Consider the following 15,582-nt stretch of genomic DNA (forward strand, 5'->3'; position numbering starts at 1 on the left):
CGCTACCAAACTGCGCTATGCCCCGTCAACGTAAAATATTATACACGTTATCCCATCATTTGTCAAACATGAATATATATTAATTTTGAAGGTGGTAAAATTGGATATCGGCCAGCCGGCCATCTTCTGCAATGACGATGGCATACGTCCCCTCCCGCCCGTCTCTGGGCCGGCTGATACTGCCGGGATTGACGATGACAAGATCTTCCCGTTCCAGCAGATACTGGCGGTGTGTATGGCCAAACACAACCAGGTCGGCCCCGGCATGATGACCCCATTCTTCTAATTTCTGGAGTCTCTTTTCTCCATACCACTGGCTGCCATGGATGACCGCAATGGTAAGGCCCGCCGCTTTTACAAGGCGTCGTTCCGGCACATTCAGGTCTGTCAGGTAATCATTGTTGCCGAGGACGGCATACACGGGAACGGCAGCATAGGCTCCTAAATCTTCCGCATCTTCACAATAATCTCCTCCATGTATCCAGCAGCAGACGTCAGGAGCCTGATCTACCATCTGTTCCAAGCAGGAAAAGCGGCCATGGCTGTCACTGACTAATCCGATGCGTACCACACTCATGGCAACAGCTCCAACAGTTTTTTCAGAGCCCGGCCACGGTGGCTGATCTTGTTCTTCTCTTCCAGTGATAATTCCGCCATAGTCCTTCCATAGGACGGAACATAGAATAATGGATCGTATCCGAATCCGCCTGTACCAGCATAGAAATCACGGATAAGGCCGGAACAGGTCCCTTCAGCATGGATTTCCCGTCCATCAGGCCAGATGAGGACCAGATCGCATACATAATGGGCCGTCCGCTTTTCCGGCGGGAAAGGCCGTAATTCTTCAATGAGTTTCTGGTTATTCTGTCCGTCGTCACATTTCGGTCCGGCATAGCGTGCCGAATAGACACCAGGACGACCATCAAGTACATCGGCAATGATTCCCGAATCGTCAGCCAGGCAGGGACGGCCTGTAGCCTTCATATAATACCGGGCTTTCAGGCGGGCATTTTCCACAAAGGTCGTACCCGTTTCTTCCGGCTCCTTGATATCAGAAATGACGTCATGCACAGACACGACGTCATATCCCAATGGTTCAAGAGCGCCTTTGAATTCTCTGATTTTTCCAGCATTATGCGTCGCCAGGATAATCGTTTCTTTCATAGCAGGTTCCTTCTCCATCGTTAGTTATTTTCTTTGGCAGCGGTTTCACCTTTTTGCTCCCGCACGGCCTGGGCATAATTCTTGATGACGACAATAGGCGTCTTCTGCGATGCATTGCCAAAGGGGTTATTAATCAGGATACGGGCGATTTCCTTTGGATTCAGGCCGCGGGAATGGCCCAGTACAGCTGAACGCTTAAGGTCATTGACGTCGGCCACGCAGGCGCCATAACAGCCCATGCGTTTTTTGATTGCTTCAGCCACTTCATCAGGCTTATCCGGGCCATAGACGATGCATTTATCAAAAGGCGGCATCGTGCCCGTCACGTCATCAGTCAGCGATGCCTGGCGGCATTTGGCATACCACACGCCATTTTTGCCAACCAGTTTTGCCAAAAAACCGATGATGAACCAGAAGAGCATCTTCCATTCCCCTTCAAGGTTCATCGCCGCCTGCATGCCATAGAGACTGGCCATGCTCCCTTCACCAGGAACGAAGCGGCGCATGAGACGGCACTGCCAGGTTGGTGTCAGTTCTTCCGGGCGGGTATAGCGGTGCTGGGTGATGGCGACAACGCTTTCTGCCGAGCATACAATATCATCAGGTCCGACGATATCTTTTGCATATTCTTCTATGATATCGACGATGTCATCTTTATCAGTAAGAATTCTGGTCTTTACCGGTACTAATTCTAATTCTGCCATGTCTATTTTCCTCCTATGCTTGTTCCATAGCCCGTTTTACTTCTGAAGCTTTGAGTGTAATACGGGCCTTGTGAATATACCATTCACTGCGGGAAACGACCTGATATACCAGGTCAATGGGCATATCGGGGAAGGTCTTTAAATCTTCACGGATGGTTCCTTCCTTGCTCACCAGTTCAATCGTAACGCGGATGCGGCCCGATTCACCGGGATTGATGATGACCGATTCCCAATATCCATCGTTCCGTTCAGCTGCTTTATTTGCCAGCTGGGAGTGGACAATGACCTTGTCATACTGTTCATAAGGCAACAGGGTCCGGGGATAAAAATCCATAATCGTTCCTAGTTGTTTCCCTATATTCTTAAAGGGAACTTCTGTTTCAAATACAGCTGTACCGGCAGTCAGGCTTTTTAAGGCAAAAGGCTGGCGTCTCCGCGCTTCGATGACAAACCGGGCATCCCCCTGGTGCCAGGCAAAGAGGCGGAATAACAGATACAGTACGGCAATGAGGCCGACGATAAAGATAATGATGTTCAGCAACTGGTAGACAATCACGACACAAGACTCCTTTAGGTAAAATATGAAGTAGAACTAGAACAACAGCTGCAGAAACAGATCACATTTCCTGCTGATCTGTTTCATACATGGCTTTCAGCCTGAGGTACGGACCATCGCCAATGCGGGCTACCTTTCCCGTATCCTTATGGGTAAAAACATTCTGCGTCGTTCCTTCGGCCATGAGGCGGCCGTCCCGTTTCCGCAGAATACGGTAGGCATATACCATCTGAGCCCGCGATAACTTGACCAGGCGGGCTTCGATGACGATTTCATCATCGTAATAGATATTATCGATGTATTCACAGTTTACGTTTTTAATAGGAAAAAGAATGCCTTCATCCATGAGTTCAAATAAATCGACACCGGCAGCACGCATATACTCGCAGCGCGCACATTCAAACCAGCGGATATGATTGGCATGATGGGCGTTTCCCATCATATCTGTCTCGCTGAAGCGGACCCGTTCTGTTACGCTGACCATTTTCTCCACTCCTGTCTTCACTTAAACATGCCCTATTATTTTACGCTGTATAGGAGCATTTGTCAAAACTTACCAGACAAAACCTGGCGCTTTATACTGTAAAAAAGCTGCCGCAGATGCGGCAGCCTGAAACACTATTCTCGGCGGATCTGCAATTGATGCAGACCTTCCTTCCACAGAGAAAATTACCAGTCGCAGTGAGCAAACGGAAGGATACGCCGTACTTTTTCTTTATGCTCCGGTTTGATGTAAGCCGCTGCAAACTTCAGAGCCGCCGCTACGACAGCAGCGTCATCGACCCAGCCGGCAACAGGCAGAAAATCGGGAACAACATCAATAGGCAGGATGACATATCCGATAGCACCCATAAGTACGAGCCGGACCAGTTTGGGCGTATCCTTATCCTGGATGCAATAGAAGATGGCCAGGAGCTTCGGGAGGAAATGTAGTTTTCCCTTCGTTTTACTCAGAAACCGCAGAAAACGGCCTGGCGAATAGAAACGGGTAAAAAACAACAGCAATTTCCACATAGGCACACCTTCATTTATTTTTCATCAAGAGGAATCTTGGCGTCTTCTACAGCTGCCTGTACTTTTTCATCGACAGACGGTTCCGCCGTATCGGCAGCTGGCTTTTCCCCTGCCGGTGCCGCTTCTTCCTGTGTCGTTTCTTTTACATCAGCACTGTCTTCTCTGGCTTCTTCCACATCATCGAGGACGCTGCGGCGCCGTACAGAATCAATGACTACCTGGCCCTTTTCCTTGACATCGTCAAAAGCATCAATAGCAGCGTCTTTGGCAACACTGCCCCAGCGCTTCATGAAATCTACTGTTTCATCTCCGAGCGGCACATTTTTCAGTGGATTATCACGCAATTTATCTACTTGTTCACGGGCCTTGTCCTTCCACTGGGCCATCATTTCGATGTACGGGCCCATATCGGTAGGCATGCCGTCTTTCATCCAGCGCTGTGTTACCCGGCCCAGGCTGTACGTAATACCGACGGCGACAGGGACCTGCACCGCACTGAACGGAATAAGCGTCGTCAGGAGATTTCCCGCCATACGGCTGCCCATGGCACCGAGGAAGGCAATGACAGCCCGTTCAGACAGCTTGACATTGTAGACTTTGGCAATGCGGCTGACGAGATACACTTCATTTGCCATGAGGGCGATTGTGCCAACGAGGGGAGCAATGACAATGGCTCCAGCACGGGCAGCTGCCCAGCGGCAATAGGTTTCAACCTTGAGATCAGCATCGGCAGCAGAATTTTCGATAGACTGGATTACTTCCAGAGAAGCAGTCGGCGCTACAGGCGCATGGGCTTCTTTTTCAGCTTTCATAGCTGCCAATTCTTTTTTCAGGGCATCGATTTCTTCTTGTAATGCCTGTACTTTATCCATTTCATCTGACATAGGAATCCCCCCATTTTCAAAATACATTTTTCTTTATTTTCCCATGTTTTCACCAGCTTGTCAAACCGCCATCGACAGGAACTGCTGTAGCCGTCATATACGACGCTTCCCGGCTGAGAAGGAATACGATGACCTGCCCTACCTCGGAAGCCTCAGCCAGCCGGTATAGCGGGTACTGCTGGCGCAGAGACTCTTCCGTTTCGTCAGGATTCGCTTCCATCTGGCGGGACAGAAGCGGAGTCTTTACATCGCCGGGGCAGACACAGTTGACCCGTACATCATGAGGGGCCAGTTCCAGGGCAAGTGATTTGCAAAAAGACACAACAGCCCCTTTAGTCGCACTGTAGACTGAACAGCCGATATTCCCCTGCAGGCCGGCATCACTGCTGACCATAACAATGCTTCCCTGATTTTTTTTCAATGGTTCCAGCGCTTCCCGGCAGAGATATATCGTACCGTAGACATTGGTGGCAAACAGGCTCTCTACGTCCCTGGCCGCAACATTTTCCAGCAGCTGTTCTTCATAATACCCGGCCGATGTTACCAGCCCGTCCAGCCTGCCAAAATGATGCAGTGTCTCCTGAACGATACGGCAGCACGCTCTCTCGTCGCTTACATCTCCCGGCACAAACTGGCAGGAACCGGGAAGAGACTGAAGATGTGAAAGAGCTGCCCGGCCCTTTGCGACATCCCGTCCATTGATGACGACACCGGCCCCTTTTCCCAGGAGGATCCGGGCCGTTGCCAGACCAATACCGGACGTACCACCGCTGATGAGAATGACTTTATCTTTCCAGTCCATACGCATACACCTCAGAATAGTCCTAAATACTGCAGAATCAGTTTGCCTATGAGCAGCGTCGTCACAGTCATCATGACGACGCGGACGAAGCCGCTGCCCCTGCGGATAGCCATACGGGATCCAAAAAAGGCGCCTATGAAAATGCCCAGAGCCATAGTCAGTCCATAAGCATACAGGACTTTTCCCGAATAGATGAACAGGCAGAACGCCGTAACATTGCTCACAAAATTCAGCACCTTGGCATTGCCGGCAGCAACGACGAAATCAAATCCGATCATGGCAAAAGCGATGATCAGGAATGTTCCCGTGCCCGGCCCGATAAAACCATCGTAGATACCGATGGCAAAGGCAAAAGCCACAGCCTGGATCAGCTTTTTCTTCGTTTCTCCCGTATAGGTACTGGCCGCCCCAAGGTCCCGGCGGCTAAAGACGAAAATAGCTACGGCTACCAGTGCAGCAATAACCAGGGGCTGAAGCACGGTTGCCGACATATGAAGCATGAGCAGACATCCAAGGGCAGCCCCGATGAACGTAAATGGCACGAGTTTCTTCATGAGACCCGTATCTACTTTTCCAGCCCTCATGAACTGGACGGTACTGATACCGCTGCCAAAGGTGGCAGCAAATTTATTGGTACCGATGGCATAATGGGGCGGCATCCCCATGGCCAGAAAAACAGGCAGGGAAATGAGTCCCCCTCCGCCGGCAATGGAGTCGATGAATCCCGACAAAAACCCTCCGCACAATGTAATCAGCAAATACTCCCAGGAAAGGGAAAGAAAATCCATATTCAAACGACTCCTATTCCATCAAATCTGTGGCAAAGACCAGGTCGATGCCTTCATTATGCAATTCGTCTATCATTTCACTGATAGCCTGTGCCGTATTCCAGCGGCAATGACCGATTACGATGGCACTGCCGTTTTCACGGGCAATTTGTCCAGCCTGGCGCAGGCGGCTCTTGACAGCATCGACGCTGGCATCGTTGTCGATAAACAGGTTATTGCGGCTTGTCACGACACCCATGGCCCGGGCCGTCTGTTCCCCAACAGATGTACTATTAGTGCGGCTGTCCAGGTATGCCAGGCCGCGGCTGTTCATGACCTGCATGACATCTTTCATGATCCGGCTGTCTGATGTTGCCAAAGACCCCTGATGATTATTCATGCCGATGGCATGGGGTACCTGATCCAGGATTTCATTGGCCGTAGCTTTTACTTTGCTGTCGCTCATATCCGTTCCGATATAGACCGATTCTGATGACGGAACTCCCTGGGGCTGCATGGGCATATGAACAAAGATCTGCCGTCCTGCCCGGTAGCCGCTGTCGGCACTTTCTGCTGTATGAGATTTATACGGCATGACGGCATAGGTCAGTGGAATGGGCATAGCATTGAACTGGTTCAGGATATCAAGGCTGCTTCCGCAGTCATCAATGACGATGGCCAGCCGTCCCCGTACTTCTGACGGATGCTGTTGGCCGGCCGTGCTCTTCTTTTCTTTCACACTGGCCAGGTCCTTATCTTTTGCGTTCAGCACGGCTTTCTTTACGGCATCTTGTGTTTCTTTCGCAGCTCCCGGTTCGGTGACATACAATTTTGTCACGACGAGATAGACCTGTTCCTTATCCAGCATGTCGAATAAGGCGATGTCATATTCTGTAATGGTACTGCTGCCAGCTTTTTTCGTATCCACCTGATACAGGACAGCTTTTCCTCCACTCTTGGCAAGTTCCCTTTCCAGACTTGTCCGCGAAAATTCTTTATCCGGTACGACTTCGACCTGTTTTGTCGTCCAGCGGATTTTCCCTCCTGTCGCCCGGCGGTTTTCTTCCCTGTTTTCTGTCTTCAGGACTGTCACTGAAGCATGTTGTGCCTTCAGCCATGTTTCCACGGCATCCTGCAGTTCGCTGGCCGGTCCGGTATAATCAGCATCGACACCATTATCCTGTACGCTGTCTATACGGGTCATTTCTTCATCGGCCTTTTTTTCCGTATTGCCGTTGAGAAACCACCAGGCCCCGGCACAGAGGGCGATGAGCAGCACCAGGACGGCAAGCGGTCTTGCCAGGGACGAACTTCCGGAAGAGCGCCGGCTCCGTTTACGTTTTATCATATGTCTTCCTCCATAGTAAAAAGCGGAGCCGCTTTCATAGCAACTATCTATGAACAGCCACTCCGGTTTCTCTCATTTCTGAATCAAATCAGGCTTTTGAATATTCTTCTGTCGTTATATCCAGTTCCGGCTCAGCACTGCCATGAAGCAGCTCCAGAACGCGCCGCCCTATGATCTGTGCCCCGTTGCGGTGGCAGGCAAGGCTTGATGCGGACATTTGCTGCAGTGTTTCCGGCGATCTGAGCAGCTCGGAAACAACCGCTGCCAGGTCATCTTTCGTTTTGACCCAGCGGGCGCAGCCCTTGCTCTGCATATAGGTGGCATTGGCTTCTTCCTGCCCGGGAATAGGACTGTACAGCACGATGGGCACCTGAACAGTAGCCGCCTCCGTGCAGGTCAGGGCTCCTGGTTTGGTAACCAGAAGGGAGGCCCGTACCATCAATTCCGGGATGTGATTGGTATAACCCAGGATTTCCACATGGTGATGCAGTTCCCGCCGCATCTGGCAGAGTTCATCGTACAAATCAGCATTATATCCTGTTACGACAGTAAAATCACCTACATCAGGAAGCTTATCCAGAACAGATAATGACTGGCGAATCGACCCCATGCCGAGGCCGCCGCCCATGATGAGGACGTTGCGCCGTCTTTCGTGGTCTTCATCCCAATGCCAGCGCTGCTGCTGGAAGGTATTGCGTACAGGAATACCGGAAACGACGATTTTTTCAGCCGACACATGCTGCTCCATGAGCTGCTGTTTCAACTGGGACGTCGCTACACAGTACAGATCCATTTGCGGATAGACCCAGAGCTGATGGATGGTAAAGTCCGTAATGACGCCAACCAGGGGAATCTGCAGGCGGTGCTGCCGTTTCAATAAGACTGCCGCCCCTGCCGGGAATGGATGAGTAAAAACGATAATGTCGGGATTCTTGTCCGCCAGCACGCGCAACATACGGCGTTTCAATCCCCACGAAAAAAGTGTTTTCACTACCATGCCTTTTTTATAACCCTGGGAGGAATAATACATCAGATCATAAAGCATGGGAAATACATCGAGTATTTTCAAATACGTTTCCTTGACAATGTTGTCGATAGAAAGCACATCATTGGATATGAAATCAAAGTGTTCCACTTCGCATTCTGCCGGCAGGGTTTTCAGATATTCTTCTATAGCATGTGCTGCCTGAGTATGACCGCTCCCAATAGAAGCTGACATGATCAGCACTTTTTTCTTCGTCATCCTGATTCCCTCTTTCAGACTGATAGTCCTACTAAATTATATATCCATGGTACGACAAAATGCAAGAAAAGAAAAGAGCCGTTTCTGACTGCGGCTCTTTTTCTCATTGACTTATTTATTGTTAACCAGATCTTTGAGCTGTTTGCCCGCTTTGAATGCCGGTGTATTGGAAGCGGCAATCTTGATGGTTTCTTTAGTCTGCGGATTGCGGCCTTCCCGTTCTTTGCGGTGACGTACTTCAAAGGTACCAAAGCCGATAATCTGAACTTTGTCATCCTTCTGAAGGCTTTCGCTGATAGCTTCAAATACAGCTTTTACAGCTTTTTCAGCATCTTTTTTCGTGATATCAGCTTTTTCTGCTACACTGTTTACTAATTCGGTTTTATTCATTGTAAATCCTCCTTTGATTTGTTACATCTATCGTTTCCGTCTAACAGGAGTTCCCGCATCTTTTCGTTCTTCCCGCTTCGCCTTTTGCCAGAAGCCATCCAGCTCATCCAGGGAAAATTCAGACCAGTCTCTGCCCGAAGCACGGACACAATCCTCTACATAGGAAAATCTGCTGCGGAACTTGTTGTTAGCCCGATGTAACGCACACTCCGGTTCTATGTCATATCGCCGGCATAAATTGGCCAGAACGAACAGGACATCGCCTGCTTCTTCCTCCATATGATCCCTGTCACCTTCAGCCACGGCATCCAGGAATTCCTGCCATTCTTCGTGGACTTTGGCTACCACTTGTTCAGCCGTATCCCACTCAAATCCTTTTTTTGCAGATTTTTCCTGAAGTTTATAGGCGGCAAGGAGTGAAGGAAGGCCTTTGACGACTCCATCGAGAAGATGGTCGTGCTGCTGGCGTCGTTCGCTCTGTTTCAATCTATCCCAGTTTACCATACTCATATGCCTGTTTTCAAGGGGTTTATCCGTAAAAACATGGGGATGGCGGCGAATCATCTTCTTTGTTACATCGTTTACAATATCCTGTGCTGAAAAAAGGCCTTCTTCTTCAGCTATGCGGGCATGGATGACGACCTGATACAGAATATCGCCCAATTCTTCCCGGATACCTTCTATGTCGTTCTGATCTATGGCATCGAGCATTTCATACACTTCTTCGATGAGGAACCGTCGCAGGGTCTTGTGAGTCTGCCGTTTATCCCAGGGGCAACCTCGTTCGCCGCGCAGGCGTGCCATGACCTGTACCAGGGGATCGAGATCAAAAGGCATCCCCTCTTGCGGCGTTTCTCCATCTTCTGACACCACATCCCCTTCTACCGGCGGAACAGGAAGAAAGAGACTGGTCAGGTGGTCAATCTGGTCACAGCGATCCAGTTCATAAAGCTTTATCGGCCGTATCGATTCGTCAGGAAGACTGACATGATACACCAGCTGTGCTTCATATTCGTCACCGTAAATATCCATCAAAGACAGTTTCAAATCCGATGCGACGTGGCGGTCGTATACCTGGGTCACGATAAGGGGCGTGCGGATATCACGCGGAACCTGTCCGGCATCGGAACTGTCGATAATGGTCACGCCGTTTACCGGGTCAAAACGGAGCCGCGTGTACATGACTTCGAGGAAACTCATCCCCGGATGGACTACGACGGGGATATGACGTCCCGCTCCCTCTTTTTCCAGCATAAGTACCGTCCGTTCCGCTACGACGGGACTACCCGGCACGGCATAGACGACATCTCCTTCCGATGCCCGGTCCAGCACATAATCAGTAATGCCCTGATAGACGCTGTCAAAAGATGTCCCCTGTTCATAAAAACGGTCCAGTGCCTCGTAGGCAATATGTGCTTCATCGAGCATAGAAACAGACGGATGCACAGCCGTCCGCAACAGCAGGCAGCGCGCTTCCTGCATAAGCCGGAAAGCCGAAAGTGTAATCAGGCCGGCATCTCCCGGACCCAGCCCGACAATATGTATCGTTCCCATAATCAGCCTCTTTTCCATAACGTCATTATTCCAGTTTTTTTACCCAGCGATATATACGGGGCCCCAATACGGGGATTTTAGCAACATCCTCAGTGGCGATAGCCCGGAAGGCAAACAGACAAATAAGGTAAATCAGTGCTGCCATTCCCATAGCGGCAACCGTGGCCAGCGCGTCAGGAGCTACTGCCGACAAACCTTTGTGGACAAACCAGGCTGTCCCGGCCATGGCCGCTGCCGCCAGAAATAGTTTTCCTATATAAAGCCATTGTACGGCATAGCGGCAGTAGCGCCGGGCAAAATATAAATTGAGTGCGGCAGCAATAGCCAGATCGGCATTGGTCGCCCAGGCGGCCCCTACTTCAGCCAGCCAGGGCAGGGCCGTCAGATACCAGCTCAGGGCGATTTTGACAATGGCCGCGGCGGCCATATTATACAGAGGAATTGCCGTACGGCCCAATCCCTGCAGGAGACCACCCGTGACCTGCTGCAGGCCGATGAGGAACACTGACAGTCCCAGGACACAGATGGAAGGCCCTGCAGCCGGTGTCGCATAGAGCAGCCGTGAAATAGGCACGGCCAGTACAGCCAGTCCCAGGGAAGCGGGAATAGTAATCAGGCAGGCAATGCGCATGGCCGTATGGGTCCGCGCCAGCACCAGATCTCTTCTGCCACTGGCAAGGGCTGCCGAGACTGCCGGGACGAGACTGGTAGCAAGAGCCATAGTCAGGATAGCCGGCAGCTGCACCAGCCCGTTAGCCATGCCAGAAAGATAGCCGAACAGGGCCGTGGCTTCATGAGCCGTGTATCCGGCAGCAATGAGACGGCGCGGCACGATGAACAAATCAATACTGGCTACGGCTGGCAGCAGCATATTAGCTGCCGCGACCGGAACGGCAAGGACAACCAGGCGTCTGATGACAGTCAGGACATGTAACGGTGCAAATGTTCCTGTATCGGGTAGCTGCTCTTTTTTTTCATGGCGGATGTACAATGCGGCGATGATACAGAGTCCAGCCGCTGCACCGGGAACAGCGCCAAAAGCAGCTCCGGAGGCAGCCGGTACCAATCCATATGGCAAAAGGGCCCAGGCCAGCGTAAGCATGACACACACCCGGACGAACTGGTCCAGCATCTGGGACAAAGCTGTCGGAGTCATGAGCTGCAGGCCCTGGAAATAGCCGCGAAAGCAGCAGGTCAGGACAGACAAAGACAAAGCCGGAGCCAGTACGACCAGAGGCCAGTAGGCCCGTTCATCACTGACAAGCCCCGTAGCAATGAGTGCGCGGGCTCCCAGCACCATGCCCAGACCGCACAAAACGGCAATGACAGCCATGAAAGCCAGAGTAACGTGAAAAATCCTCCGCGTACCGCTGTAATTGCCCCGGGCCGCCTGCTCGGCCACCATGATGGAGACAGCAATAGGAATGCCGGCGCCAACGATACTGAGCAGCAGGATATACATGGGATAGGCCATCTGATAGAGACCGATTCCCTCACCGCCCAGAAGGCGGGACAGGAGAATGCGGTTCACGCCGCCCAGGATTTTTACGACAATCCCGGCAATGGTGAGCACCATAGCTCCCCGCAGGAAAGAAACGTTAGCCAAGGGAATTCCCCTTTCTCACTGTGTTGAAAGACGCAAAAATCTGATCTAAGAAGGTCAGGATATCTTCTACCCCGGCAAGACTGATCCGCAGCATTAGGGGCATACCCGGTACCGTACGGAACCGGCGCCGCAGCGGCCCTGTCAGCTCCGCCAGCGGTGGCATATCCTGCAGGCTGCGCCACTTCAATTCCAGCGTGTCCCGTTTTTGGGCGATGAGTGTAAGGCCCAGGCTGCGTCCCGTAAGACGGATCCGCGTCGCGTGGAGCAGCGTCTCTACGGGACGGGTAGGACGACCGTAGCGGTCCAGTAGTTCTTTTTCCAAATCATTCAATTCTTTTTCGTCGGTAATAGTGGCCAGACGCTGATACATTTCTATCTTCTGTCCGCCGTTGCTGATGTAGGCATCATCGATAAAGGCATCAATATGCGTTTCCATGACCGTTTCCGGTGGCGGCAGTTCATCACTCTGTCCTTTCTGGGCTTTGGCGATGGCTTTTTCCAGCATGCTGCAGTACATGGCAAACCCGACACTGGCAATATTGCCATGCTGTTCCCGTCCCAGGAGATTGCCGGCACCGCGGATTTCCAAATCGCGCATGGCTATTTTAAACCCTGAGCCCAGTTCGGTAAATTCCTTAATTGCCTGAAGACGTTTTTCTGCCACTTCCGACAGGACTTTATCCCGGCGGTACAGGAAATAGGCATAGGCCATGCGATGACTGCGGCCGACACGGCCCCGCATCTGATACAGCTGGGACAGGCCGAAATGGTCCGCATCATAGATGATGATCGTATTGGCATTGGCTACATCCAGACCGTTTTCGACGAGGCTGGAACACAGGAGAATATCATAGCGGCCTTCATAAAAGTCGAACATGACTTGTTCCAACAGTGTCCCGGCCATCTGGCCGTGGGCGATGCCGATAGATAAATCCGGCAGTAATGCCTGAAGCTGGTCTTTCATTTTTTCGATGGAATCTACCATGTTGTAGACAAAAAATACCTGCCCGCCCCGGTGCTTTTCCCGCATGACCGCGTCACGGACAATACGGGCATCGTATTCGGTGACATAGGTCTGGACGGGGAAACGGTCTGTCGGTGGCGTTTCGATGACACACATCTGGCGCAGATTGACCAGGGACATATGAAGCGTACGTGGTATCGGCGTCGCGCTCAGAGTCAGCACATCGATATGGGCTGCCCAGGCTTTCCATTTTTCTTTCTGGGCCACACCAAAACGCTGTTCTTCATCGACGACAAGCAACCCCAGATCTTTAAATTTCACACGTTTATTGAGCAGACTGTGAGTCCCGATAAGGACATCGATTTCTCCGGTCAGCGTCCGGCGCAGGATGTCCTTCTTTTCCTTTGGTGACCGGAACCGGTTGAGAACATCACAGTTGACACCAAAATTACGGAACCGTTCCGTAAAAGTCTGGAAATGCTGCTGGGCCAGAACTGTCGTCGGGACGAGGACTGCAACCTGTTTGCTTCCCATGACGGCTTTGAATACGGCCCGCATGGCGACTTCCGTCTTGCCAAAACCAACATCGCCACAGACAAGACAATCCATCGGGAATGGTTTTTCCATGCTCTTTTTGATTTCTGCTACGGCTTTCAGCTGATCTTCCGTTTCTTCATAGGGGAACGCATCTTCAAATTCTTTCTGGAACGGCGTATCCGGCGGGAAAGCAAATCCTGGGACGATTTCACGCTTGGCATAGACTGCAACCAGTTTTTCCGCCAGGTCCGTAATCGATTTCTGCGCCTTTGCCCGTGTCTTCTGCCAGTCACTGCCACCCATCTTGTGCAGTTTTGGCGTATCACCTTCATTACCGATATAACGCTGCAGCAGATTAAGCTGGTCCGTCGGGACATACAAGATATCTTTTCCGGCATAATGGATTTCCAGATAATCTTTATGGACGCCGTCGATTTCTATGGTCTTGATGCCGGCGTAGCGGCCGATGCCGTGGACTTCATGAACGACATAATCGCCGGCTTTGAGATCGGTAAATACGTTGATTTCCTGCCCTTTCTGCACGTGATGGCGCAGGCGGTGCTTCTGCATGCCGTAAATATCCCGTTCAGATATGACGACTAACTTGGCATAAGGCAGTTCGAACCCATTTCGTATTTCCCCTTCTGCCAGGTAAATCTGGCTGGCCTCAAGGGGTATCGTCTCTTCGTATGCAGAAACGGAAAATCCGTTCTGGGCAAACCAGCTTTTCAGCGTCGCAATCCGCTGGCGGCTGCCGAGTACAAAAAGAATCGCATCGCCGCTTTCCTGCCAATGCGAAAGTTCATCGTGAAGCAGGTCAAACTGTTTCTGGAAACTGGCCATGGCCTTGGCAGAAAAGCTTGCCGACGAATCTATCATCATATCCGGTACGGACTGGGCCATGAGAGACAGGACAATCCGTGTCCCCTTTCGTCCTGCACCGGACAGAGATCGCCATGAACAGAGCCATTCTTTGTAATCGGCGCTTTCTTTCAGGAATTTCTTTAAATTTTCCCGGCAGCGGTTGGGTTCATCCCAGATAATAACGCCTTCGTCAAGATAATCGAGGATCGTATGTTCTTTGTCTTTATCGCCATCTATAGCAAAAGGAAGGATACGGACCGTATCGGTCTTATCGAGGGATTTCTGGCTCGACGCATCAAAAAAGCGCAGGCTTTCCAGTGTATCGCCGAAAAATTCCAGACGGAGCGGCTGTTCATAGTTTACGGCAAATACATCGATAATATCACCGCGCACAGAAAAATGGCCCCGCCGTTCGACCATATCGACCCGTTCATATCCGTCATCTGCCAGGCGCCGGAGCAGCGTTTCCCGTTCGTAATCCTGACCGGCAGATACGTTAAACGCTGCTGCATTGACATGTTCCGGCGCCGCGATGAACTGGGCCGCTTCTTCTATCGTCGCGACGACGGCACAAAAAGCATGACTGCAGAGTGCCGCCAATACTTCCATCTGCCGGGCTGTCCGTTCCATGCTCTTTGCCGTCGTTGAAAATACGGCCCGGTCTCCTAAGGGAAATGTATAGACGGGTAAATCCGCGGCAAAGAACTGCAGATCCGTCTGCCAGGCCGTTTCCTGCTCTTTCGATGGTACAATGATCAGAGCCGGTTTTCCCGCAGCCATGACAGCCCGGGCGGCAAACGACGTTTTGACCGATCCTCCGACACCGTATATGCTGTGGCACCCGGGCTGGATAAACAAGTCAGCACAGGAATGTATATTGGCATCCTCGTTCATGCGTTGAAAAAAAGTATTCATATTACACGACCTCATAGAAAACGGGGCCTTAGTAAAAAATCCCTAAAGCCCTTTTAGTAAACAATGTTCAAGTGACGTTTCATTATATCATAGAACGATTTTTTTTTAAAGACACACTTGGCCCATTCAAAAGAAAGAGGCTGCAACAAAATGGGCTTTTACGCCGTACATTTTGCTCAGCCTCTTCCCGTTTACTGCAGATTGTGCTTCCGCTGGCATCAATTACTCAGTTTTTCCAACGAGCGGTGTCAGCAACTGCCTCCTGCGTCA

The 15,582-nt window shown here is 51.2% G+C and carries 15 protein-coding genes; all 15 read right to left on the reverse strand.

The window, feature by feature from the left end; all coding sequences use genetic code 11:
• Positions 1 to 79: 79 nt before the first annotated feature.
• The 15 genes from B4H10_RS02970 to mfd all read right to left on the reverse strand — a co-directional run bounded on the left by B4H10_RS02970 (position 80) and on the right by mfd (position 15,312).
• Positions 80 to 577 carry a metallophosphoesterase family protein gene (locus B4H10_RS02970; protein ID WP_059077417.1) on the reverse strand — a complete coding sequence of 166 codons (498 nt, stop codon included), beginning with the start codon at positions 575 to 577 and terminating at the stop codon, positions 80 to 82.
• Positions 574 to 1,164 (reverse strand): XTP/dITP diphosphatase, encoded by a 591-nt coding sequence (locus B4H10_RS02975; protein ID WP_292018142.1) that lies wholly within the window; start codon positions 1,162 to 1,164, stop codon positions 574 to 576. Before B4H10_RS02975 ends, B4H10_RS02970 begins: the two co-directional genes overlap by 4 nt.
• Before the next feature lie 20 nt (positions 1,165 to 1,184).
• Positions 1,185 to 1,868, reverse strand: coding sequence for a coenzyme F420-0:L-glutamate ligase (locus B4H10_RS02980; RefSeq protein WP_292018143.1), 684 nt, complete (start codon positions 1,866 to 1,868; stop codon positions 1,185 to 1,187).
• A gap of 13 nt (positions 1,869 to 1,881) precedes the next feature.
• The gene (locus B4H10_RS02985; RefSeq protein WP_059077414.1) at positions 1,882 to 2,424 is read right to left on the reverse strand and encodes a hypothetical protein; all 543 of its coding nucleotides are present in this window, start codon (positions 2,422 to 2,424) and stop codon (positions 1,882 to 1,884) included.
• A gap of 61 nt (positions 2,425 to 2,485) precedes the next feature.
• A complete protein-coding gene (locus B4H10_RS02990; RefSeq protein WP_059077413.1) occupies positions 2,486 to 2,908 on the reverse strand; it encodes an acyl-CoA thioesterase in 423 nt (140 codons plus the stop codon).
• Between the two features lie 185 nt (positions 2,909 to 3,093).
• On the reverse strand, positions 3,094 to 3,438 hold the full coding sequence (locus tag B4H10_RS02995) for a YkvA family protein (protein WP_075582286.1): 345 nt from the start codon (positions 3,436 to 3,438) through the stop codon (positions 3,094 to 3,096).
• A 14-nt stretch (positions 3,439 to 3,452) separates the two neighbouring features.
• Positions 3,453 to 4,322, reverse strand: a complete 870-nt coding sequence (locus tag B4H10_RS03000) for a hypothetical protein (protein ID WP_113856553.1) — start codon at positions 4,320 to 4,322, stop codon at positions 3,453 to 3,455.
• 49 nt (positions 4,323 to 4,371) lie between these two features.
• Positions 4,372 to 5,124: an SDR family NAD(P)-dependent oxidoreductase gene (locus B4H10_RS03005; RefSeq protein ID WP_113855996.1), complete on the reverse strand. Its 753-nt coding sequence runs from the start codon at positions 5,122 to 5,124 to the stop codon at positions 4,372 to 4,374.
• Between the two features lie 11 nt (positions 5,125 to 5,135).
• The gene (locus B4H10_RS03010; protein WP_292018144.1) at positions 5,136 to 5,912 is read right to left on the reverse strand and encodes a TSUP family transporter; all 777 of its coding nucleotides are present in this window, start codon (positions 5,910 to 5,912) and stop codon (positions 5,136 to 5,138) included.
• A gap of 13 nt (positions 5,913 to 5,925) precedes the next feature.
• Entirely contained in the window at positions 5,926 to 7,239 is a 1,314-nt protein-coding gene (locus B4H10_RS03015; RefSeq protein WP_150824725.1) for a divergent polysaccharide deacetylase family protein, read from the reverse strand.
• 88 nt (positions 7,240 to 7,327) lie between these two features.
• Positions 7,328 to 8,482, reverse strand: coding sequence for an MGDG synthase family glycosyltransferase (locus tag B4H10_RS03020; RefSeq protein ID WP_170087423.1), 1,155 nt, complete (start codon positions 8,480 to 8,482; stop codon positions 7,328 to 7,330).
• A gap of 111 nt (positions 8,483 to 8,593) precedes the next feature.
• Positions 8,594 to 8,872 (reverse strand): HU family DNA-binding protein, encoded by a 279-nt coding sequence (locus tag B4H10_RS03025; protein WP_059077406.1) that lies wholly within the window; start codon positions 8,870 to 8,872, stop codon positions 8,594 to 8,596.
• A gap of 27 nt (positions 8,873 to 8,899) precedes the next feature.
• The gene (gene mazG / locus B4H10_RS11545) at positions 8,900 to 10,426 is read right to left on the reverse strand and encodes a nucleoside triphosphate pyrophosphohydrolase (RefSeq protein ID WP_059077405.1); all 1,527 of its coding nucleotides are present in this window, start codon (positions 10,424 to 10,426) and stop codon (positions 8,900 to 8,902) included.
• A gap of 25 nt (positions 10,427 to 10,451) precedes the next feature.
• The gene (locus tag B4H10_RS03035) at positions 10,452 to 12,002 is read right to left on the reverse strand and encodes a putative polysaccharide biosynthesis protein (RefSeq protein WP_414673998.1); all 1,551 of its coding nucleotides are present in this window, start codon (positions 12,000 to 12,002) and stop codon (positions 10,452 to 10,454) included.
• A 22-nt stretch (positions 12,003 to 12,024) separates the two neighbouring features.
• The gene (gene mfd, locus B4H10_RS03040) at positions 12,025 to 15,312 is read right to left on the reverse strand and encodes a transcription-repair coupling factor (RefSeq protein ID WP_292018146.1); all 3,288 of its coding nucleotides are present in this window, start codon (positions 15,310 to 15,312) and stop codon (positions 12,025 to 12,027) included.
• Positions 15,313 to 15,582 lie beyond the last annotated feature (270 nt).

This window comes from Megasphaera sp. UBA4382, assembly GCF_002391155.1.
Lineage (GTDB): Bacteria > Bacillota > Negativicutes > Veillonellales > Megasphaeraceae > Megasphaera > Megasphaera hexanoica.